Raw genomic sequence first — 19,793 nt, forward strand, 5'->3', positions numbered from 1 at the left:
GGCCGCCAATTCTCCAACCAGGAGCCGGCCCTTGAAAGCCCTCGACCAACTGACCTTCGACAACCGCTTCGCTCGCCTGGGCGATGCGTTCTCCACCCAGGTCTTGCCCGACCCGATCGCCGACCCACGGCTGGTCGTCGCCAGCCACTCGGCCATGGCCCTGCTCGACCTCGACCCCGCGCAAGCCGAGCTGGCGCTGTTCGCCGAGCTGTTCAGCGGGCACAAGTCCTGGCAAGACGCCGACCCACGGGCGATGGTCTATTCGGGCCACCAGTTCGGCTCCTACAACCCGCGCCTGGGCGACGGTCGCGGCCTGCTGCTCGGCGAAGTGGTCAACGATGCTGGCCAGCACTGGGACCTGCACCTCAAGGGCGCCGGCCAGACCCCTTACTCGCGCATGGGCGATGGCCGCGCAGTACTACGCTCGTCGATCCGCGAGTTCCTCGGCTCCGAAGCCCTGCACGCCCTGGGCATCCCCAGCAGCCGCGCCCTGTGCGTAATCGGCTCCAGCACCCCGGTCTGGCGCGAAACTCGCGAAAGCGCGGCGATGCTCCTGCGGGTTGCCCAAAGCCATATCCGTTTCGGCCACTTCGAATATTTCTACTACACCCGCCAGCCGGAGCAACAACAGCTGCTGATCGATCATGTGCTGGATCAGCATTACCACGAATGCCGCGAGGCCGAGCAGCCGTACCTGGCCATGTTCCGCAGCATCGTCGAGCGCAATGCCGAGCTGATTGCCCGCTGGCAAGCCTATGGCTTCTGCCACGGGGTGATGAACACCGACAACATGTCGATCCTGGGTATCACCTTCGACTTCGGCCCGTTCGCCTTCCTCGACGACTTCGACGCCAATTTCATCTGCAACCACTCCGATGACCGAGGCCGCTACAGCTACTCCAACCAGGTGCCAATCGCCCACTGGAACCTCAGCGCCCTGGCCCAGGCCCTGACACCCTACATCGAGGTCGAGGCGCTCAAACAAGCGCTTGGGCTGTTCCTGCCGCTGTACCAGGCGCATTACCTGGACCTGATGCGCCGCCGCCTGGGTTTGACCAGCGCCGAGGACGATGACCTGGCGCTGGTCGAGCGCTTGCTGCAACGCATGCAAAGCGGCGGCGTCGACTACACGCTGTTCTTCCGCCGGCTTGGCGAGCAGCCGGTGGCCGAGGCCCTGAAGGTGGTGCGTGATGATTTCATCGACCTCGCCGGCTTCGATGCCTGGGGCGCAGATTATCTGGCCCGCTGCGAGCGGGAGCCTGGCAATGCCGAAGGGCGGCGTGAGCGGATGCATGCGGTGAATCCGCTGTATGTGCTGCGCAACTACCTGGCGCAGAAAGCCATCGAAGCGGCTGAGGGCGGCGATTACAGTGAAGTGCGGCGGTTGCATCAGGTGCTGAGCAACCCCTTCGAACAACAACCCGGGATGCAGGCCTATGCTGAACGGCCGCCAGAGTGGGGTAAGCATCTGGAGATCAGTTGCTCATCCTAGTACTAGTCTTTCCGGGGGGCGCAAAGCGGCCCCAAAACACCCAGGAGCTTCTATGTCAGAACCATTACTGATCCCCTGCCCGCATTGCAACGGCCTCAACCGCCTGCCCGCCGCACGCCTGAACGACGCCCCCAAATGCGGCCGCTGCAAACAGGACGTACTCCTGAGCAAACCCTTCGACCTCAGCGAAAGCAGCTACGCCAGCCAGATCAAAGGCGACCTGCCGCTCCTGCTGGACGTCTGGGCCGACTGGTGCGGCCCATGCAAATCCTTCGCACCGATCTTTGAACAGGCTGCCAGCCAACTCAGCGGCCGCGGCCGCCTGGCCAAGCTCGACAGCGAGGCCAATCGCAACCTGGCCGGGCAACTGGGCATCCGCTCGATTCCCAGCCTGATCCTGTTCAAGAATGGCCGCGAAATCAGCCGCCAAGCGGGCGCCTTGCCACTCCAGTCATTGCTGGAGTGGTTGCGTAGCCAAGGGGTCTAGAGGGAAAACCTGGAGATGCTGGCGCTATTGATCAGGCGCCAGCCAAGAGAGACTCATACGGAATGCGCAGCCCATCATGAAGACGTTTGATCATGGACAGGCTCAGCCCGCGCTTGCCATTCAACACTTCAGAAACCCGTCCGCTTGGCCCGATGAATCGCTCCAGATCTCGCGGAGTCAGGCCCTGTTGATCCATGCAGAACTTAATGGCCTCAACAGGATTTGCGGGATGGATTGGATAGTGCTTGTTCTCATAGACCTCGATCAGGGTCACCAGCACCTCCATTTCGTCAGCTTCCGGCGTTCCGGCATCTGCCTGGAAGATTGCCTCCAGCCGCTGAAAAGCAGCTCGCAGGTCCTCATCATTACGGATCGGTTTAATATTCATTGATCGTCTCCACGTCTATTTCGTCATAGCGCTTGTGCGTACCGATGAATTTCACCCAAGCGATACCGGCTCGATACTGCATCTCAACCACCAGCCGGTACTTGTTACCCCCAATGTTGAAGACCACACGATTGTTGCCACAGATACTGGCATTACCGATATGTGCCTTGACGTCCTGTGGCGTCCGCCAATCAGCTTTCAGGGTTAAATCGTGCCAGCTTTCCAACGGTGCCTTGGAATCCTCGAACCCGGGTATTTCCCAAAACTTCACCAGGGTACTTTTGGCAATCACACGCATCCAAGCTTATCTCCCGTTTTGGGAGATAATAGTACCTTCACTCACTGCGCTCAAGCAGATCATGCAACTCGACAAACTGCTGAGTCAGCTTGTGCCGGGGCTCCAGATGGATCAGCGGCAAGCTGGCGTGGTGCGATTCGCGCATCTTCACCGAGCTGCTCAAGTACACCGGCAACACCGGCAAACCCTCTTCCAGCAGCTCGTCGAGCATCTGTTGCGGCAAGCTGGCGCGTGACTGGAACTGGTTGACGACAATGCCTTCAACCACCAGATCTTCGTTGTGGTCATCCTTGAGTTCTTCAATCTCAGCCAGCAGGCCATACAGCGCCTGGCGCGAGAAGCTGTCGCAATCGAACGGAATCAGCACTCGATCGGCGGCGATCAACGCGGAAACCGCATAGAAATTCAGCGCAGGCGGGGTATCGATGTAGATGCGTTCGTAATCCTCATCCAGATCATCGAGCAGTTTGCGCAGCTTGTTGATCTTGTGCTTGGCCTCAAGCTTGGGCTGCAGGTCGGCCAGCTCCGGGGTCGCGGTGACCACGTGCAGGTTGTCGAACGGTGTTTCGTAGATATCGACCTTGTTCTTCTTGGCAAACGGCCCGCTGGACAGGCTCTGCTTGAAGAAGTCGGCGATACCCATGGGGATGTCATCACCGGTCAGCCCGGTCAGGTATTGGGTCGAGTTGGCCTGGGCATCCAGGTCGATCAGCAGGGTCCGATAGCCCTCATTGGCGCTCACCGCCGCCAGGTTGCAGGCGATGCTCGACTTGCCCACACCACCTTTCTGATTGAATACCACGCGCCGCATGAGAGACCTCCGTGTATCAACGAATGCCCGAGTATGTGGGCAGTGGCCGGGCTTGACCAGTACCGTTGCTCAACCTTCTCCTACAACAACCGATACCTTGTCCAGGCACTGTTATCAGACGTATCTGGCTCGCCAGCGAAGCCATGTATCGCTAACCTCGTGATTTTTCCGCTGGCCACGGTCTAAGCATTTGCTACAGCTCGGCAGCACCGGGATAATGCGCGCCAGTCGGCGAATGCCAATCCCCTGTCAGGCCGTTGTGGCGCTCATTTCAATGCAGAACGCGTCTCCACAGGGCGGGAAACAGACACATCGTGATCACCTTCGACATCAGCCAATGGCGCGCTTGGGCTCCAGGCCTGCAGACGCCTGCCGATTGGCAGGCCTGGGCCGATGGCGCCGATCTGCCTGCAGATGACGGCCAAGCGCCAGACGTAGGGTTCTTGCCGGCCATGCAACGGCGGCGGCTGAGCTATCTGGCGCGCATGGCGTTTGCGGTCGGCTGGCCGCTGGCCGAAGGTATCGAGGCCTTGCCACTGGTGTATGTCTCGCGCCACGGCGAAACCCCGCGCACCTTCGCCCTGCTCAGCGAGCTGGCCGAGCGCCAGCCGTTGTCACCCACCCAGTTCAGTTTGTCGGTGCACAATGCGGTGATCGGCTTGTGGTCGATCCTGCGCGGCGAAACCAGCGAAATGACCGCCCTGGCGGCGGCCGGCGACGGTTTCGAGCAAGGCGTGATCGAGGCCGCGGGCCTGCTCCATGAGGGGGCGCCGGCGGTCCTGCTGATCGTCGCCGAAGAGCAGCCGCCAGTCGCCTACCGGCCGTGGATCGATGATGTGCCCTGCTCCTACGCCTTGGCCCTGCTACTGACCCCCGGCACGCAGTGGCAACTGACCCTCGGCCAAGCGTTGTCAGGGCAAGCAGCAACGGGCCCTGCGCCGCTGCCGCATGCACTGAGCTGGCTACGCGCCCTGCTCAGCAAGCAAACCCGCCTCACTCACCCAGGAAAGCAACGCTCATGGACCTGGCAACGACAGCCATGAACACGCCTCGCGACGCCTACTATTGGCGCCTGCTGGCGACCGCCCTGAGCTTCTTGCTGTTCGGCGTCGGTGGCCTGTGCCTGCGGCTGCTGGTGTTTCCTTTGCTCGCCTGCCTGCCAGGTGATGCCGAGCGCCATCAACAACGCGCCAGGCGCACCATCGGCTGGCTGTTCTGGCACTTCATCCGCTTCATGCGTGCCAGCGGCGTGCTGACTTATGAGATCATTGGCGCCGAGCGCCTGGGGCGCCCTGGGCAGATGATCATTGCCAACCATCCGTCGCTGATCGATGTGGTGTTTCTTATCGGCCTGGTGCGCAACGCCAACTGCGTAGTCAAGCAAAGCCTGTTCGCCAACCCGTTCACCCGTGGCCCGGTCCGCGAGGCGCAGTACCTGGGTAACGATGGCAGCATGCAGATGTTCGATGCGGCAGTCGATGCACTGCACCAGGGCCAGCCACTGATCATCTTCCCGGAAGGCACCCGCACCGAACCCGGCAAACCACCGGCCTTTCATCGTGGCGCCGCCGCAATCGCCCTGCGCGGTGCGAAGATCATCACGCCTGTGACCATCAGCGTCAGCCCCACCACGCTGACCAAGAACGAGCCGTGGTACCGCATCGCCCGGCGCCGCGTGCACGTGCGCCTGAAGGTCGGCGACGACATCGACCCGGCGGCTTTCGCAGCCCAGGGCCCGGCGCCCATGGCCTCGCGCCGGCTCAACGACTATCTGCATCACTATTTCATCAAGGAGCTCGCCGAAGATGAGCGATCCACAGCAACACCTGAACCGTGATATCAAGCAGTTGATCATCGATGCCCTGGGCCTTGAAGACATCACCGTGCAGGACATCGACGACCAACAGCCCCTGTTCGGCGAAGGCCTGGGCCTGGATTCGGTGGACGCGCTCGAACTCGGCCTGGCCCTGCAGAAGCACTTCGGCATCAAGATCGACGCCGATGCCAAGGACACCCGTAGCCATTTCAGCAACGTCGCCAGCCTGGCGGCGTTCGTCACTGCCCGTCAGGCCGCCTGAGACCGCCCCATGCAAAACCGTGAAGACATCTTCAATATTCTGCGCGACGCCTTGGTCGAGCTGTTTGAAACCAACCCTGCCAGCATCACCCTGGACTCCAACCTGTACCAGGACCTGGAGATCGACAGCATCGATGCCATCGACCTGATCGACCATATCAAGCGCCAGACCGGCAAGAAGATCAGCGCCGAAGACTTCAAGAGCGTGCGCACCGTGGGCGATGTGGTCGAAGCCGTATTCCGCCTGGTCAACACTGCGGCATGAAACGCCTGGTCGGCCTTGGCCTGGTGCTGGCCGGCGTGCTGTATCCGTTTGCCGTGCATTTCGGTCTCGGCCACTTCGCGCCCTGGCAGTTCGCCGTGTTGCTCGGTGGCCTGTGGCTGGCCCGCAGCGTCAGCGCGCCGCGCCGCCCCGGCAACCTGTGGATGGCGGCAGTAGCGCTGACGTTCTGCGCCGTGCTGGCATTTTCCGACAGCAGCCAACTGCTGCGTTGGTATCCGGTGCTGGTCAACGCCTTCATGCTGGTGTTGTTCGGTTCGAGCCTGAAATACGGCCCGCCGCTGGTTGAGCGCTTGGCCCGCTTGCGCGAACCGCAACTGCCTGAAGCGGCGCTCAGCTACACCCGCCGAGTGACCCAAGTGTGGTGCGGCTTCTTTGTGCTCAACGGCGGGATCGCTGCGGCTCTCACCCTCTGGGCGCCGCTGAGCTGGTGGACGCTGTACAACGGCCTGATTGCCTATATCGCCATGGGCCTGCTGTTTGCCGGTGAATGGCTGACACGACAACAGGTGCGAGGACGCGCATGAACTGGATCAACCCCGAGCAGCTGTTGCGCCCCGTGGACGGGCCGCGCTTGGTCACGATGGTGCCCGCCCTGACGCATGCCGAGCTGTGTGAACAGGCCTTGCGCCTGGCCGGTGGCCTACAAGCGAAAGGTATCCAGCGCCTGGCGGTGCACCTGCAGGACGCTGCCGCGCTGGCCATCGCATTGCTCGGTGCCTGGCGCGCCGGCGTGCAGGTCTTGCTACCGGCCGACCTGCAAGCTCAGACCCGCGTACGCTGGAACGATCAGGTCGACCTGTGGATAAGTGACCAAGCCGATGACTTCAGCATCGCCGACTTATACGGCGAACCGCTGCCACCCGCCGAGCTGGATCTCGATAAGTGCCGGATTGGCCTGTGCACCTCAGGTTCCAGCGGCCAAGCCAAGCTGATCGACAAGCGCCTGCGCCAGCTGGCCAATGAAGTCACCGCCCTGGAGCAGCTGTGGGGCGCGGCGCTTGGCGATGCCTGGATCATCGGCAGCGTGGCCACCCAGCACATCTACGGCCTTCTGTTCCGCGTGCTTTGGCCTCTCTGTGCCGGCCGGGGTTTCCTGCGCCAGCCAATGCCCTTCCCCGAAGATCTGCAACGGGCCAGCCGCGAACTGCCAAGCTTTGCCTGGGTGGCCAGCCCGGCACTGCTCAAGCGCATGGGCGATAACCTTGATTGGCCAGCGTTGAGCCAGGTGCGCAAGGTGTTCTCATCAGGGGGTGAGCTGCCGGCCGCGGCAAGTGCACGTCTGCAGCAGCGGCTTGGCCAATGGCCCGTGGAGATCCTCGGCAGCTCGGAAACCGGCGGCATCGCCTGGCGAGAGGGCGGCGACCTGTGGCAACCCTTCGCAGGCGTGCAACTTGCTGTGGATGAACAGGGCGCCCTGCGCATCGCCTCGCCCTACTTGCCGCCTGGCCATATCGAACAAAGTGCCGACGCTGCCGAACTGTTCAGTGATGGCCGCTTGCGCCTGCTCGGCCGCCTCGACCGCATCGTCAAGCTGGAAGAAAAACGTATCGCCCTGCCCATGCTCGAACAGGCGCTGTGCCGCCACGCCTGGGTCAGCGAAGCGCGCCTGGGCGTGATCGAGGAAGGCCGTGCCTCGCTGGGCGCCTTGTTGGTACTTAGCCCAGCCGGCGTGCACGCCTTGCGCAACCAGGGCCGGCGGACCTTGCTCGACAGCCTGCGCCAGCACCTGGCCCAGTATTGCGAGGCGCTGGCCCTGCCGCGGCGCTGGCGACTGTTGCGGCAATTGCCGATGAACGCCCAAGGCAAGCTGGCCGAGGCGCAGGTCCAGGCCCTGCTCAAAGCACCACGGGCGAATGATCCACAGGTGCTTGAGCGGCTGGAAGAGGGCGCTCTGCTGCGCCTGTGGGTACCTGCGGACCTGCCCTGCTTCACCGGCCACTTCCCGACCACGCCGGTCCTGCCGGGCGTGGTGCAGATCGACTGGGCGATTACCCTCGGCGCAGCACTGGTGCCGCCAGGGCTGCGTTTCGCCGGCGTGGAAGTGCTCAAGTTCCAGCAACTGGTGCGCCCCGCAGACGAGCTCGAACTGAGCCTGCGCTTCGACCCGCAACGCAGCAAGCTGTACTTTGCCTTCAGCCGCGCAGGGCAACCCTGCTCCAGCGGTCGCATTGTGTTGGAGGCCGCCTGTGCATAAGCCTTGCGCGGTGATCCCGGTGTACAACCACGAACGGGCGGTGCCTGCCGTGGTCGCTGAATTGCGCCGGGCGGGCTTACCCTGCGTGCTGGTGGACGACGCCAGCCATCCGCCCTGCGCCGGGGTGCTACGCCAGCTGGCTGGCCAGCCGCAGGTGTTCCTGGTCACCCTGAGCAGCAACCAGGGCAAGGGCGGCGCGGTGATGGCCGGCTTGCGCGAGGCGGCGCGGCTGGGGTTTAGCCACGCCCTGCAAGTGGACGCCGATGGCCAGCATGACCTGGCGGATATCGCCACCTTCCTGGCCCAGTCGCAGGCCCATCCGCAGGCGCTGATCTGCGGTTATCCACAGTACGACGCCAGCGTGCCCAAGGGCCGCCTGTATGCCCGCTACCTAACTCACGTATGGGTGTGGATCAACAGCCTGTCGCTGGCGATCCCTGATTCGATGTGCGGTTTTCGGGTCTACCCGCTGTCAGCGACCCTGGCCTTGATCGACTCGGTGCAACTGGGCCTGCGCATGGATTTCGACACGGAAATTCTCGTGCGCCTGGCCTGGCGCGAGCAACCGATGCGCTGGCTGCCAACCCGTGTGCATTACCCGCAGGACGGCGTCTCGCACTTTCGCCTGGTGCACGACAACGCGCTGATTTCGCGCATGCACGCGCGCTTGTTCTTCGGCATGCTGCTGCGCGCGCCACTGATCCTCTGGCGCCGGTGGCGACGATGAACAGCCCATCACGGCACTGGGCCGAGCAACGCGAACGCGGCAGTTTCTGGTTGATGAAGCTCACCGCCGGGCTGGTGCGCCTGCTTGGCCGGCGCCTGCTCAGCCCCCTGATCCACGCCATCGTGCTGTACTTTTTCCTGTTCGGCCGCCGTGCCCGGCGCAGTGCCTGGCAGTATCAACAACGGCTGGCTGCGCACAGCCGCGCAGCCACGCCAGCGCCCAGCCACTGGCAGGTGTTTCGCCAGTTCATGGCGTTCGCCGACTCCCTGCTGGACAAGCTCGACGCCTGGAACGGCAAGCTGCGCCTGCAAGATATCGAAATCGACGACCCTGCCGGCCTGCGCCAGCAACTGCGCGGCAGCCGCGGGCAAATGCTGGTCGGTGCGCACCTGGGCAACCTTGAGGTGTGCCGGGCCTTGGCCGAGTTGGGCGAGCAGGTAACCATGAATGTGCTGGTGCACACCCGCCATGCCGAACGCTTCAATCGCTTGCTGGGCGAAGCCGGTGCCAGCCACCTGCGGCTGATCCAGGTCAGCGAGCTGGACCCGGCGATCATGCTGCAGCTGTCCGAACGCCTGGAACGCGGCGAATGGCTGGCGATTGCTGGCGACCGCGTACCGCTGCATGGCGCGCGTACGGTCGAGGTGGATTTCCTCGGCCATCCGGCCGCATTTCCCCAAGGCCCCTGGCTGCTGGCGGGGTTGTTGGGTTGCCCGGTCAACCTGCTGTTCTGCCTCAAGCGCGAAGGCCGCTATCGGATCACACTGGAGCCGTTCGCCGAGCGCCTGCACTGGCGGCGCGACCACCGCGAACAGGTGATCGGCGAATGGGCCGCGCGCTACGCTGCGCGGCTGGGCCATTATTGCCAGCAGGCGCCCACCCAGTGGTTCAACTTCTACCCCTTCTGGAAAGACCGATGACGACGCATGAGTCTGTAACTTTCGGCGAGGCGCCGCTCGCCATCGAGGATGTCCTGGCCCTGAGCCAGCGCCAAGCAGCCGCACGCCTGGAGGAGGCCCCCGCCTATCGTGAGCGGATCGCTCGCGGCGCGCGTTTTCTCGACACCCTGCTGGACAAGGAAGGGGTGATCTACGGCGTCACCACCGGCTATGGCGACTCGTGCGTGGTGGCAGTACCGCCGGAGCACGTCGAAGCCCTGCCGATCCACCTGTACACCTTCCACGGCTGCGGCCTGGGCAAGCTGCTCGAGCCTGCGGCCACCCGCGCGGTACTGGCAGCGCGGCTGCGCTCGCTGAGCCATGGGATGTCGGGGGTGCGCCTGGAGTTGCTGGAGCGGCTGCGGGCGTTCCTCGAACACGACATCCTGCCGCTGATCCCCGAAGAGGGCTCGGTGGGCGCCAGCGGCGACCTGACCCCGCTGTCATACGTAGCGGCGACCCTGTCTGGCGAACGCGAGGTGCTGTACCGCGGTGAAAAGCGCAGCAGCGCCGACGTCCATCGCGAGCTCGGCTGGCAACCGCTGGTGCTGCGCCCCAAGGAAGCCCTGGCATTGATGAACGGCACCGCCGTGATGACCGGCCTGGCCTGCCTGGCCTTTGGCCGCGCCGACTACCTGCTCAAGCTGGCCACGCGGATTACCGCACTCAACGTGATCGCGTTGCAAGGCAACCCTGAGCATTTCGACGAGCGCCTGTTCGCCGCCAAACCGCACCCCGGCCAGACCCAGGTCGCCGCCTGGCTGCGCCAGGATCTGGCCATCGACGCCCCGGCTGCCCCGCTGCACCGCCTGCAAGACCGCTACTCGCTGCGCTGCGCACCCCATGTACTGGGGGTGCTGGCCGACAGCCTGGGCTGGTTGCGCAGTTTTATCGAAACCGAGCTCAATAGCGCCAACGATAACCCGATCATCGATGGCGACGCCGAGCGAGTCCTGCATGGTGGCCATTTCTATGGCGGCCATATCGCATTCGCCATGGACAGCCTGAAGACCCTGGTGGCCAACGTCGCCGACCTGCTCGACCGCCAGCTCGCGCTGCTGGTCGACGAACGCTACAACCATGGCCTGCCGAGCAATCTGTCCGGCGCCGAAGCCGACCGTGCGATGCTCAACCATGGCTTCAAGGCAGTGCAGATCGGCGCCAGCGCCTGGACCGCCGAGGCGCTCAAGCAGACCATGCCTGCCAGCGTGTTCTCCCGCTCCACCGAATGCCACAACCAGGACAAGGTAAGCATGGGCACCATCGCCGCACGCGATGCCTTGCGCGTTCTTGAGCTGACCGAGCAGGTCGCTGCGGCAACCCTGCTGGCGGCCAATCAGGGCGTCTGGTTGCGTGGCCGCCAGGCAGGTGAGCGACCACTGCCGCCAGCGCTGGCCGAGATGCATGGCGCATTGCTGGAAGACTTCGCCCCCGTCATCGAAGACCGCGCATTGGAGCGAGAACTGCGCCTGTGCCTGAGCCGTATCGCCGAACGACACTGGAGGCTGCATGCGTAGCCCCGGCGTGTTCCACGTCGATACTGAGATCGTCGTGCCGTTCTTCGATGTCGACAGCATGCACATCGTCTGGCACGGGCACTACGTCAAGTACCTGGAAGTCGCCCGCTGTGTCTTGCTCGACAAGCTCGAGCACGACTATCGGCAGATGCATGCCAGCGGCTACATGTGGCCGGTGATCGACTTGCAGCTGCGCTACATCCGTGGCGCCACTTTCGGCCAGCGCCTGAACGTGCGCGCCAGCCTGGTGGAGTGGGAAAGCCGGCTGAAGATCAATTACCTGATCAGCGATGCCGCAAGCGGCGAGCGCATGACCCGCGCCAGCACGGTGCAGGTTGCAGTGCACATCGACAGCGGCGAAATGCAACTGGCCTCACCGCAGGTGATGCTCGACGCGGTGCAGAAGGTGCTGTCATGAAACTTGCCACTGGGCCCGCTTTGCTGGCCATCGCAACGCTGCAAAACCCTGTGGGAGCGGGCTTGCCCGCGAAGGGTCGCAGCGCGACCCCAAACCCTCCAAACCACTCCATGGCGCTGGCGTTACGCGCCCTCACCACGTTAGCCCTGCTGCTAACCAGCCCACTAACCTTAGCCTTCACCCTCGAAGACCTGCAAAAGCAGCTAAGCGAACCCACTGTAGTCAAAGGCCCCTTCATCCAGGAAAAACACCTGCGCGCCCTTCCCCAGCCCTTGGTCAGCCGCGGCCAATTCGTCCTGGCCCGCGACCACGGCCTGCTCTGGCTGCTGCAAACACCGCTGCGCCAGGACTACCGCATCACCGCCAGCGGCATTGCCCGGCGTGATCCATCCGGCTGGCAAAGCCTGCCCAGCCGTAGCGCCGGCGCCGAGCAGAACCGTCTGTTTTTCGCTGTCCTGCAAGGCGACAGCAGCGGCCTGCAACGCGACTTCGAGCTGAACTTGCAAGGCACCGCCGAGCACTGGCAACTGCAGCTGAACCCTCGCTCGCTGTTGCTCAAGCAGATCTTCCGCCGTATCGACATCGCCGGCGGCCAGTACGTCGAGCGCATCGAGCTTGAGGAAAGCCAAGGCGACAGCACCGTGCTGCGCATGCCAGCCAGCAGCGGCGCCACTGCCCTGAGCGATACGGAGCGCAGCGATTTTGCCGATTGAACGCCTGTTGCCACGGCTGTTCCTGGCCTTGCTGATTGCCGTGCTGGCTGTCGCCGGCTGGCAGTGGCAGCGTGGCGCGCCGCTGTCGGGCGACTTGATGGCGCTGGTGCCCGGCGACACCCAAGATCCGTTGGTACAGCGCGCCGAGCAACGCATGCAGGCACCGCTGAACCGCGAGATGCTGGTGTTGGTCGGCGACCAGGACCGCCAGCGCGCCGTAGCCCTCGCCGAACGCCTGGCCGGACAGTGGCAAGCCAGCGGCCTGTTCGAAAAGGTCCAGTGGAGCCTGCAGACCGACCTGCAAGCAGTGCGCGAGCAACTGCTGCAAGGCCGCCTGGCGATGCTCTCGGCCGCTGATCGCAGACAGCTGGTCGAACAACCCGAGGCCTTTATCGAACAACGCGTGCAAAGCCTGTTCGACCCCTTCACCGGCTTTAGCCTGGTCCCCAGCCAGGACGATTGGCTAGGCCTGACTGGACGCATCCAGGCCAGTCAGCCGAAGCCGGCCAATGTCCAGCTCGACACCGCCAGCGGTGCGCTGATCGCCGAGGCTGACGGCAAGCACTGGGTATTGCTGCGCGCGCGTAGCCTGGGCGACGCCTTCGACCTGAAGTTGCCGTTACAGGTCGCCGACCTGCTGGCCGCCAGCCGGCTCCACGCCGAGCAGAGCGGGGCCCAACTGTTGGCGGTCAGCGGCCTGTTGCACGCCGCCAATGGCCAGCGCCAGGCCAGCCGAGAGATCACTTGGGTCGGCGGTGGCGCTACCCTGGGCATTCTTCTGCTGTTGCTGCTGGCGTTTCGCCGCTGGCGGGTGTTGCTGGCATTCGTGCCGGTGCTGGTTGGCATGCTGTTCGGCGCGGTGGCCTGCGTGGCGTTGTTCGGCAAGATGCATGTAATGACCTTGGTCCTGGGTTCCAGCCTGATCGGGGTGGCGGTGGACTATCCACTTCACTACCTGTCCAAGAGCTGGAGCCTGCGCCCTTGGCGCAGCTGGGCGGCCCTGCGGCTGACCTTGCCGGGACTGAGCCTGAGCCTGGTCACCAGCTGCATCGGTTACCTGGCCTTGGCATTCACCCCGTTTCCGGCACTGACCCAGATCGCTGCATTCTCGGCGGCGGGCCTGGTCGGCGCCTACCTCAGCGCAGTGTGCCTGCTACCGGCACTGCTGCAGTCTGTCGAGCTGCGCCCGGCAGACTGGCCGCTGCGCATTGCCCAGGCCCTCACCGACCTACGTGAACGCCTGCTGAGCAAAGTCCCCAGTGCCGTGTTGCTGGGCCTTTTGATGCTGTTCTGCGCCGCAGGCCTGTGGCAACTGGACAGCCGTAACGATATCCGCCAGTGGGTCGGTAGCTCACCGCAGTTGCTGCAAGAGGCTCAGACCGTCGCACGCATCACCGGTTACCAGCCGACCAGCCAGTTCTACCTGGTCCGCGCCGCCGACCAAGGCCAACTGCTCGAACGCTTGCAGGCGTTGAGTACAAAGCTCGACGAGCTGGCTGACCTGGACAAGCTCAAGGGCTACATGAGCCTCAGCCAACTGGTCGCCAGCGCTGGTGCTCAGCGACAGCTACGCCAGGCGCTGGCGCAATTGCCTGCCCATTGGCAACCGTTGCTGGCGCTGGGCGTGCCGCAAGATGCATTGGCCGCAGAGCTTGAACAACTGCGCAGCCTGCCGGATCGCTCGATCGAGCACGTCCTGGCTGGCCCGCTCGGCGAGGCTTGGCGACCGTTGTGGCTGGGCGAGGATGGCCATGGCGTGGCGGCGATCGTCAGCCTGCAAGGGCTCAACGATCCGGCGCTGCTGCGCTTGCAGACCGATGAACTGCCAGGGGTGCAACTGGTGGATCGGCTCGGTCAGCTGAACCAGTTGTTCGCCGCTACCCAAGTCAGCGCCGCTGAGTTGAAACTGCTGTCGTGCGCGCTGATCCTGTTGCTGTTGGTCGTGCCCTTCGGTTTGGCTGGCGCTCTACGGCTGGTCGCCCTGCCGCTGCTGGCCGCGCTGTGCAGCCTGGCCAGCCTTGGCTGGCTGGGACAACCGCTGACCCTGTTCAGCCTGTTCGGCCTGTTGCTGGTAACAGCGATCAGTGTCGACTACGCGATCCTTATGCACGAACGGATCGGCGGCGCTGCGGTCAGTCTGCTCGGCACCCTGTTGGCGGCGCTCACCACCTGGCTGTCGTTTGGCCTGCTGGCACTATCCAGCACGCCGGCGGTGAGCAACTTTGGCCTGGCAGTGAGCCTGGGCCTGGCCTTCAGTTTCGTCCTGGCGCCTTGGGCCGCCGCCCGTGATAGAGAACCTGCGCAATCATGAAACCCCTGCTGCTGTTGCTGACCCTGCTGCTGAGCGCCTGCGCTGCGCGGCCACCGCTACCAGAGCGTCTACCCCAGCTGACATTGCCGCAGCAACTGCACGTGCAACGCGAACAAGCCGGGCAACGCCAGGACTGGTTGTTGGTGGTGCAGCGTGAAAATGGCCGCCTGCGCTGGTCGCTGCTCGACCTGATGGGCATCCCCCAGGCGCGGCAGTTGCTCGATGGCCAGGACTGGCAAGCCGATGGCCTGCTGCCGCCCAACCCTGCTGCGCGTGAGTTGTTCGCCGCCGTGCTGTTCGCGCTAACCCCCGAGCAGCAACTGCTGCAGCTTTATCCACAGGCCCGGCAGCAGGAGCAGCGGCGCTGGCTGGATACACGCTGGCAGGTCGACTATCGCCGCGCCGACCACTTCACCTTGAACCTCGGCCAGGGCCTGCGTTACCTCGTCAGCCCTCTGCCCAATGAGACTGCGCCATGACCGCCTACCTCAATGCCTTGGGCCTGGTCTGCGCCCTTGGCCAGGGCCAGGCCGAAGTCGCCCGCAAGCTGTTCGCCGGTGACTGCTCAGGCATGCAAGCGCAGGGCTGCTGGGTGCCGGAGCGCAGCCTGCCGGTCGGCGCCGTGGCCGGCCCGTTGCCGCAGCTACCCCTAGCAGGCCAGCAAAGCCGCAACAATCAGCTGCTGTATGCCGCTGCCCTGCAGATCGAGCCGGTCATCCGCCAGGCCATCGAGCGCCACGGCGTCCAGCGGGTCGGTGTGGTGCTAGGCACCAGCACCTCGGGAATCGACGAAGCCAGCGCCGGCATCGCCCATTACCTGGACGCTGGGCACTTCCCTGCGGACTATCGCTATGACCAGCAGGAACTGAGCGCCCCGGCCAACTTCCTGGCCGCTTGGCTGCAACTCGAAGGCCCGGCTTATGTCATCTCGACCGCCTGCACCTCCAGTGGCCGCGCCCTGTTGAGCGCACGTCGATTGCTCGACCTGGGCCTGTGCGATGCGGTGCTGTGCGGCGGCGTCGACAGCCTGTGTGGCCTGACCGTCAATGGCTTCAACGCCCTTGAGGCCGTCAGCTCACAGCGCTGCAACCCGTTGTCGGTCAACCGCGACGGGATCAATATCGGCGAAGGCGCAGCGCTGTTCCTGATGACCCGCGAAGGTTCAGGCATTGCCCTGCTCGGCGCGGGCGCCAGCTCAGACGCGCACCACATTTCCGCTCCCGAACCGAGCGGCAGGGGCGCCTTGCAGGCCATGGGCAAAGCGCTGGACAATGCCCGTCTCGAGCCCGCGCAGATCGATTACCTGAACCTGCACGGCACCGCCACCGAACACAACGACGCCATGGAATGCCGGGCCGTGCACAACCTGTTCGGCGCCCAGCTGCCTTGTTCATCGAGCAAGCCGATGACCGGTCATACCCTCGGCGCCGCCGGCGCCCTGGAAGCAGCCTTCTGCTGGCTGAGCCTGAGCGAGCACAACCCACTTGGCCTGTTGCCGCCGCACCTCTGGGATGGTCAGGCCGACCCACAACTGCCCGCGCTCAATCTGGTCGATGGCAGCCAACGCTTGGCGCTGCACGGACCGCGCCGGTTGATGAGCAATTCGTTCGCCTTCGGCGGCAACAATGTCAGCCTGATTCTCGGAGATGCACCATGACCACCTGGCCCCTGGCCGACCTGCTGCCGCACGCCGGTGACATGATCCTCATCGATGGCATCGACAGTTGTGACGAGGAGCAGATCCACACCCACGCAACGGTCCGTGCTGGCGGCCAATTCAACCGTGCCGACGGCAGCCTGCCCGCCTGGCTGGCGCTGGAGCTGATGGCGCAGAGCGTGGCGGCCTATGCCGGCTGTCGCGCACGGCGGCTGGGCCGGCCAGTGGAAATGGGCTTTCTGCTCGGCACACGCAAGTTCGAGTGCACTGTCGAACACTTTCCCGTCGGCGCCCAGCTGCGTATCCACGCCCTGCGCTCGCTGGAAGACGACAACGGCATGGGTGTGTTCGAATGCCACTTGCGCGGCGACGGCATCCAAGCCAGCGCCCGCCTGAATGTCTATCGCCCGCCCCAGGCAAGCCAGTACCTGGCCGAGCCGGCACCCGAGGAACACCCGCATGACTGACACCATCTTGGTCACCGGCTCCAGCCGCGGCATTGGTCGCGCTATCGCCCTGCGTCTGGCCCGCGCCGGCTACGATCTGGTCCTGCATTGTCGCAGTGGCCGCAGCGAGGCCGAGGCGGTTGCCGAACAGGTCCGCGCGCTGGGGCGCCAGGCGCGCATCCTACAATTTGATATCGCCGATCGGGCGGCCTGCGCTGCCATCCTCAATGAGGATGTCCAAGCGCATGGCGCTTACTACGGCGTGGTGTGCAACGCCGGGCTGACTCGCGATGGCGCCTTCCCAGCCCTGAGCGAGGACGATTGGGATCAGGTCATGCGGACCAATCTGGATGGTTTCTACAACGTCCTGCACCCCTTGATGATGCCGATGATCCGCCGCCGTGCGCCAGGGCGGATCGTCTGCATCACCTCGGTTTCCGGGCTGATCGGCAATCGCGGCCAGGTCAACTACAGCGCCTCCAAGGCCGGCCTGATCGGTGCGGCCAAGGCCCTGGCGATCGAACTGGGCAAGCGCCGGATCACGGTCAACTGCGTCGCCCCAGGGCTGATCGACACGGCCATGCTCGACGAGCACGTGCCGGTCGAGGAGTTGCTCAAGATGATTCCGGCCCAGCGCATGGGCACCCCGGAAGAGGTCGCCGGCACGGTCAACTTCCTGATGTCCAGTGAAGCGGCCTACATCACCCGCCAGGTCATCGCGGTCAACGGAGGGTTGTGCTGATGCGCCGTGTCGTGGTCACCGGCATGGCCGGCATCACTGCCCTGGGCAATGACTGGGAAACCCTTTCCAGGGCTTTTTCCAGCAACCGCAGTGGCATTCGCCGCATGCACGAATGGGACGTTTTTGAAGACCTCAATACTCGCCTGGGCGGCCCTATCGACGACTTCGCAGTGCCCGCGCACTGGACCCGCAAGCAACTGCGCAGCATGGGCCGGGTCGCCCGCCTGGCGGTAGCGGCCGCAGAACGAGCGCTGGCCGATGCCGGTCTGCTCAACGATCCGAGCATCCGCGATGGCCGCATGGGCGTGGCGTGCGGCTCCTCCGCGGGCAGCACCGACGAGATCAAGGCGTTTGGCAACATGCTGCTCAACGCCAGGGCCGATGGCCTCAATGCCAACTCCTACGTGCGCATGATGCCGCACACCACTGCGGCCAACATCAGCATCTTCTTTGGCCTCACCGGCCGGCTGATCCCCACCTCCAGCGCCTGCACCAGTGGCAGTCAGGGGGTCGGCTATGCCTACGAGGCGATCAAGTTCGGCCGCCTGCCGATGATGCTCGCCGGTGGCGCCGAAGAGCTGTGCCCGACCGAGGCCATGGTGTTCGATGCGCTGTATGCGACCAGCCTGATGAACGACACCCCTGAACTGAGCCCGCGCCCTTACGACAGCGCCCGCGACGGGCTGGTAGTGGGTGAGGGTGGCGGCATGCTGGTGCTCGAGGAGCTGGAGCATGCACTGGCCCGTGGCGCGCGCATTCATGCCGAGATCGTTGGTTTTGGCAGCAATGCCGATGGCCAGCACATCACGCGTCCTGAACAAGCCACCATGCGCCGCGCCATGGAGCTGGCGCTGGAGGATGCCGGGTTGGCGCCAGAGGCGATTGGCTACGTAAACGGCCATGGCACGGCCACTGAACAGGGCGATATCGCCGAGACCCTGGCGACCAGCGAACTGTTTGGGCCGCGGATGCCGATCAGTTCGCAGAAGAGCTTCCTTGGCCATACGCTTGGCGCCTGTGGTGCGTTGGAATCGTGGTTCAGCATCGAGATGATGAATCGCGACACGTACGTGCACACCCTCAACCTGGACAACATCGACCCGCGCTGTGGCGAGCTCGACTACTTGCGTGGCGGCATGCGGGTGATGAGCAATGAGTACGTGATGAACAACAATTTTGCCTTTGGTGGGGTGAATACCTCGTTGATCTTCCGGCGCTGGCCAAGGGCTTAACGGCGCCTGCATCGGCCTCTTCGCGGGCAGGCCCGCTCCCACAGCGTTCGGTGGTGCTGCATATCCTTGTGGAGGCGGGCTTGCCCGCGAAGAGGCCAGTACGGGCTACAGGGTACTTTCGCGGGTCAGCAGCTCGGCAAATGCCTTGGCCATCGCCGAGCCACCCGCCTGACGCTGGACCAGCCACACCGCCGTCCCCGCGCCCTCATCGAGCAGGGTGCGATACACCACGCCATCAATACGCATGCGCTGGAACGACGCCGGCAGTACCGACACCCCCAACCCCGCCGACACCAGGCCAATGATGGTCATCGCCTCCCCCGCCTCCTGGGCAAAATGCGGGCTGAACCCCGCTTGCCGAGCCAGACTCAACAACTGCGCATGCAAGCCGCTGCCATAGCTGCGCGGAAAGAACACGAACGGCTCATGGGCCAGCGCCGCCATGTACACGCCCTGCTCGCTCCCCTGCGCCAGCGGGTGCGAGGCGTTGATCACTGCCACCAGCGGCTCTCGGAACAACTCGGTGACGACCAACCCCTCAGGCAACGGCATTGGCCGCATCAGGCCGACTTCGATCGACTCGTCGAAGACCGCCTCGGCGACATCGCGACTGCTCATCTCCTTGAGGTTCAGGTGCACGGCGGGAAAGCGTTGGCGAAATGCATGAATCGCCTTGGGAATCTTCGAGGTAAATGGCGCCGAAGAGGTGAAGCCGATCTTCATTTCACCCAACTCGCCCAGTTGCGCTCGACGGGCGACATCCGCGGCTTTTTCCACTTGGGCGAGTACCTGGCGCGCCTCCTCTAGAAACAACCGGCCAGCTTCGCTCAGCTCTACCCGACGATTGGTGCGTTCGAACAATCGCGCGCCCAGCTCCTGCTCCAGCGCCTGGATCTGCTGGCTCAGGGGGGGCTGGGAAATCCCCAGCTGCTGCGCGGCACGGCCAAAGTGCAGCTCCTCGGCAACGGCGATGAAGTAGCGCAGGTGACGCAATTCCATGAGCAGCTCCAAACAAGTCGTAAAACATCTTAAATAGGTCGAACAATATATTGGATCTAATCA

The 19,793-nt window shown here is 64.2% G+C and carries 22 protein-coding genes and 1 pseudogene; 19 read left to right on the forward strand and 4 right to left on the reverse strand.

The annotated features are described in order from the left end of the window. Nucleotides 1-31 precede the first annotated feature (31 nt). Both selO and trxC read left to right on the forward strand, forming a co-directional pair. Nucleotides 32-1,492 (forward strand): protein adenylyltransferase SelO, encoded by a 1,461-nt coding sequence (gene selO, locus OIU19_RS14945; protein WP_264235647.1) that lies wholly within the window; start codon nucleotides 32-34, stop codon nucleotides 1,490-1,492. Between the two features lie 52 nt (nucleotides 1,493-1,544). Continuing rightward, the gene (gene trxC / locus OIU19_RS14950; protein ID WP_264235648.1) at nucleotides 1,545-1,979 is read left to right on the forward strand and encodes a thioredoxin TrxC; all 435 of its coding nucleotides are present in this window, start codon (nucleotides 1,545-1,547) and stop codon (nucleotides 1,977-1,979) included. 31 nt (nucleotides 1,980-2,010) lie between these two features. On the opposite strand, the gene OIU19_RS14955 is transcribed toward trxC, so the two are convergent. From OIU19_RS14955 to OIU19_RS14965, 3 genes are read right to left on the reverse strand one after another with little or no spacing between them, the layout of a single operon-like run. Further along, entirely contained in the window at nucleotides 2,011-2,367 is a 357-nt protein-coding gene (locus OIU19_RS14955) for a type II toxin-antitoxin system HigA family antitoxin (protein ID WP_264235649.1), read from the reverse strand. Then, nucleotides 2,357-2,665, reverse strand: coding sequence for a type II toxin-antitoxin system HigB family toxin (locus OIU19_RS14960; protein ID WP_264235650.1), 309 nt, complete (start codon nucleotides 2,663-2,665; stop codon nucleotides 2,357-2,359). Before OIU19_RS14960 ends, OIU19_RS14955 begins: the two co-directional genes overlap by 11 nt. A gap of 37 nt (nucleotides 2,666-2,702) precedes the next feature. Continuing rightward, nucleotides 2,703-3,476: a ParA family protein gene (locus OIU19_RS14965; RefSeq protein WP_264235651.1), complete on the reverse strand. Its 774-nt coding sequence runs from the start codon at nucleotides 3,474-3,476 to the stop codon at nucleotides 2,703-2,705. Nucleotides 3,477-3,790: 314 nt separating this feature from the next. On the opposite strand from OIU19_RS14965, the gene OIU19_RS14970 reads away from it, so the two are divergent. The 17 genes and pseudogenes from OIU19_RS14970 to OIU19_RS15050 all read left to right on the forward strand — a co-directional run bounded on the left by OIU19_RS14970 (nucleotide 3,791) and on the right by OIU19_RS15050 (nucleotide 18,731). Next, on the forward strand, nucleotides 3,791-4,519 hold the full coding sequence (locus tag OIU19_RS14970) for a beta-ketoacyl synthase chain length factor (RefSeq protein WP_264235652.1): 729 nt from the start codon (nucleotides 3,791-3,793) through the stop codon (nucleotides 4,517-4,519). Beyond that, nucleotides 4,495-5,313: a 1-acyl-sn-glycerol-3-phosphate acyltransferase gene (locus tag OIU19_RS14975; RefSeq protein ID WP_264235653.1), complete on the forward strand. Its 819-nt coding sequence runs from the start codon at nucleotides 4,495-4,497 to the stop codon at nucleotides 5,311-5,313. The genes OIU19_RS14970 and OIU19_RS14975 overlap by 25 nt, the downstream gene beginning before the upstream one ends. After that, a complete protein-coding gene (locus OIU19_RS14980; protein ID WP_186556593.1) occupies nucleotides 5,282-5,554 on the forward strand; it encodes a phosphopantetheine-binding protein in 273 nt (90 codons plus the stop codon). Before OIU19_RS14975 ends, OIU19_RS14980 begins: the two co-directional genes overlap by 32 nt. Before the next feature lie 9 nt (nucleotides 5,555-5,563). After that, complete coding sequence (locus OIU19_RS14985; protein ID WP_186556592.1) at nucleotides 5,564-5,818, forward strand: acyl carrier protein; 255 nt, start codon at nucleotides 5,564-5,566, stop codon at nucleotides 5,816-5,818. Then, a complete protein-coding gene (locus OIU19_RS14990) occupies nucleotides 5,815-6,360 on the forward strand; it encodes a hypothetical protein (RefSeq protein ID WP_264235654.1) in 546 nt (181 codons plus the stop codon). Before OIU19_RS14985 ends, OIU19_RS14990 begins: the two co-directional genes overlap by 4 nt. Beyond that, nucleotides 6,357-8,030 (forward strand): AMP-binding protein, encoded by a 1,674-nt coding sequence (locus OIU19_RS14995; protein ID WP_264235655.1) that lies wholly within the window; start codon nucleotides 6,357-6,359, stop codon nucleotides 8,028-8,030. The genes OIU19_RS14990 and OIU19_RS14995 overlap by 4 nt, the downstream gene beginning before the upstream one ends. After that, nucleotides 8,023-8,757, forward strand: a complete 735-nt coding sequence (locus OIU19_RS15000; RefSeq protein ID WP_264235656.1) for a glycosyltransferase family 2 protein — start codon at nucleotides 8,023-8,025, stop codon at nucleotides 8,755-8,757. Before OIU19_RS14995 ends, OIU19_RS15000 begins: the two co-directional genes overlap by 8 nt. Next, nucleotides 8,754-9,687, forward strand: a pseudogene (locus tag OIU19_RS15005) (glycosyl transferase). Before OIU19_RS15000 ends, OIU19_RS15005 begins: the two are co-directional and overlap by 4 nt. Beyond that, entirely contained in the window at nucleotides 9,674-11,212 is a 1,539-nt protein-coding gene (gene hutH, locus OIU19_RS15010) for a histidine ammonia-lyase (protein WP_264235658.1), read from the forward strand. Before OIU19_RS15005 ends, hutH begins: the two are co-directional and overlap by 14 nt. After that, the gene (locus tag OIU19_RS15015; RefSeq protein ID WP_264235659.1) at nucleotides 11,205-11,630 is read left to right on the forward strand and encodes a thioesterase family protein; all 426 of its coding nucleotides are present in this window, start codon (nucleotides 11,205-11,207) and stop codon (nucleotides 11,628-11,630) included. The genes hutH and OIU19_RS15015 overlap by 8 nt, the downstream gene beginning before the upstream one ends. A 110-nt stretch (nucleotides 11,631-11,740) precedes the next feature. Beyond that, entirely contained in the window at nucleotides 11,741-12,343 is a 603-nt protein-coding gene (locus OIU19_RS15020; protein WP_264235824.1) for an outer membrane lipoprotein carrier protein LolA, read from the forward strand. Next, nucleotides 12,333-14,654 (forward strand): MMPL family transporter, encoded by a 2,322-nt coding sequence (locus OIU19_RS15025; protein ID WP_264235660.1) that lies wholly within the window; start codon nucleotides 12,333-12,335, stop codon nucleotides 14,652-14,654. The genes OIU19_RS15020 and OIU19_RS15025 overlap by 11 nt, the downstream gene beginning before the upstream one ends. Continuing rightward, the gene (locus OIU19_RS15030; protein WP_372353320.1) at nucleotides 14,651-15,133 is read left to right on the forward strand and encodes a hypothetical protein; all 483 of its coding nucleotides are present in this window, start codon (nucleotides 14,651-14,653) and stop codon (nucleotides 15,131-15,133) included. The genes OIU19_RS15025 and OIU19_RS15030 overlap by 4 nt, the downstream gene beginning before the upstream one ends. After that, nucleotides 15,130-16,311 (forward strand): beta-ketoacyl-[acyl-carrier-protein] synthase family protein, encoded by a 1,182-nt coding sequence (locus tag OIU19_RS15035; RefSeq protein ID WP_264235661.1) that lies wholly within the window; start codon nucleotides 15,130-15,132, stop codon nucleotides 16,309-16,311. The genes OIU19_RS15030 and OIU19_RS15035 overlap by 4 nt, the downstream gene beginning before the upstream one ends. Next, nucleotides 16,308-16,778: a hotdog family protein gene (locus tag OIU19_RS15040; protein ID WP_264235662.1), complete on the forward strand. Its 471-nt coding sequence runs from the start codon at nucleotides 16,308-16,310 to the stop codon at nucleotides 16,776-16,778. The genes OIU19_RS15035 and OIU19_RS15040 overlap by 4 nt, the downstream gene beginning before the upstream one ends. Next, a complete protein-coding gene (gene fabG, locus OIU19_RS15045) occupies nucleotides 16,771-17,499 on the forward strand; it encodes a 3-oxoacyl-ACP reductase FabG (RefSeq protein WP_264235663.1) in 729 nt (242 codons plus the stop codon). Before OIU19_RS15040 ends, fabG begins: the two co-directional genes overlap by 8 nt. Next, nucleotides 17,499-18,731, forward strand: a complete 1,233-nt coding sequence (locus tag OIU19_RS15050) for a beta-ketoacyl-ACP synthase (RefSeq protein WP_264235664.1) — start codon at nucleotides 17,499-17,501, stop codon at nucleotides 18,729-18,731. The genes fabG and OIU19_RS15050 overlap by 1 nt, the downstream gene beginning before the upstream one ends. Nucleotides 18,732-18,836: 105 nt before the next feature. Here OIU19_RS15050 and OIU19_RS15055 read toward each other — a convergent pair whose 3' ends face one another. Continuing rightward, on the reverse strand, nucleotides 18,837-19,730 hold the full coding sequence (locus OIU19_RS15055; RefSeq protein ID WP_264235665.1) for a LysR family transcriptional regulator: 894 nt from the start codon (nucleotides 19,728-19,730) through the stop codon (nucleotides 18,837-18,839). Nucleotides 19,731-19,793: the final 63 nt, after the last annotated feature.

The organism is Pseudomonas sp. BT-42-2, from assembly GCF_025847435.2.
In the GTDB taxonomy this organism is placed as follows: Bacteria; Pseudomonadota; Gammaproteobacteria; order Pseudomonadales; family Pseudomonadaceae; genus Aquipseudomonas; species Aquipseudomonas urmiensis.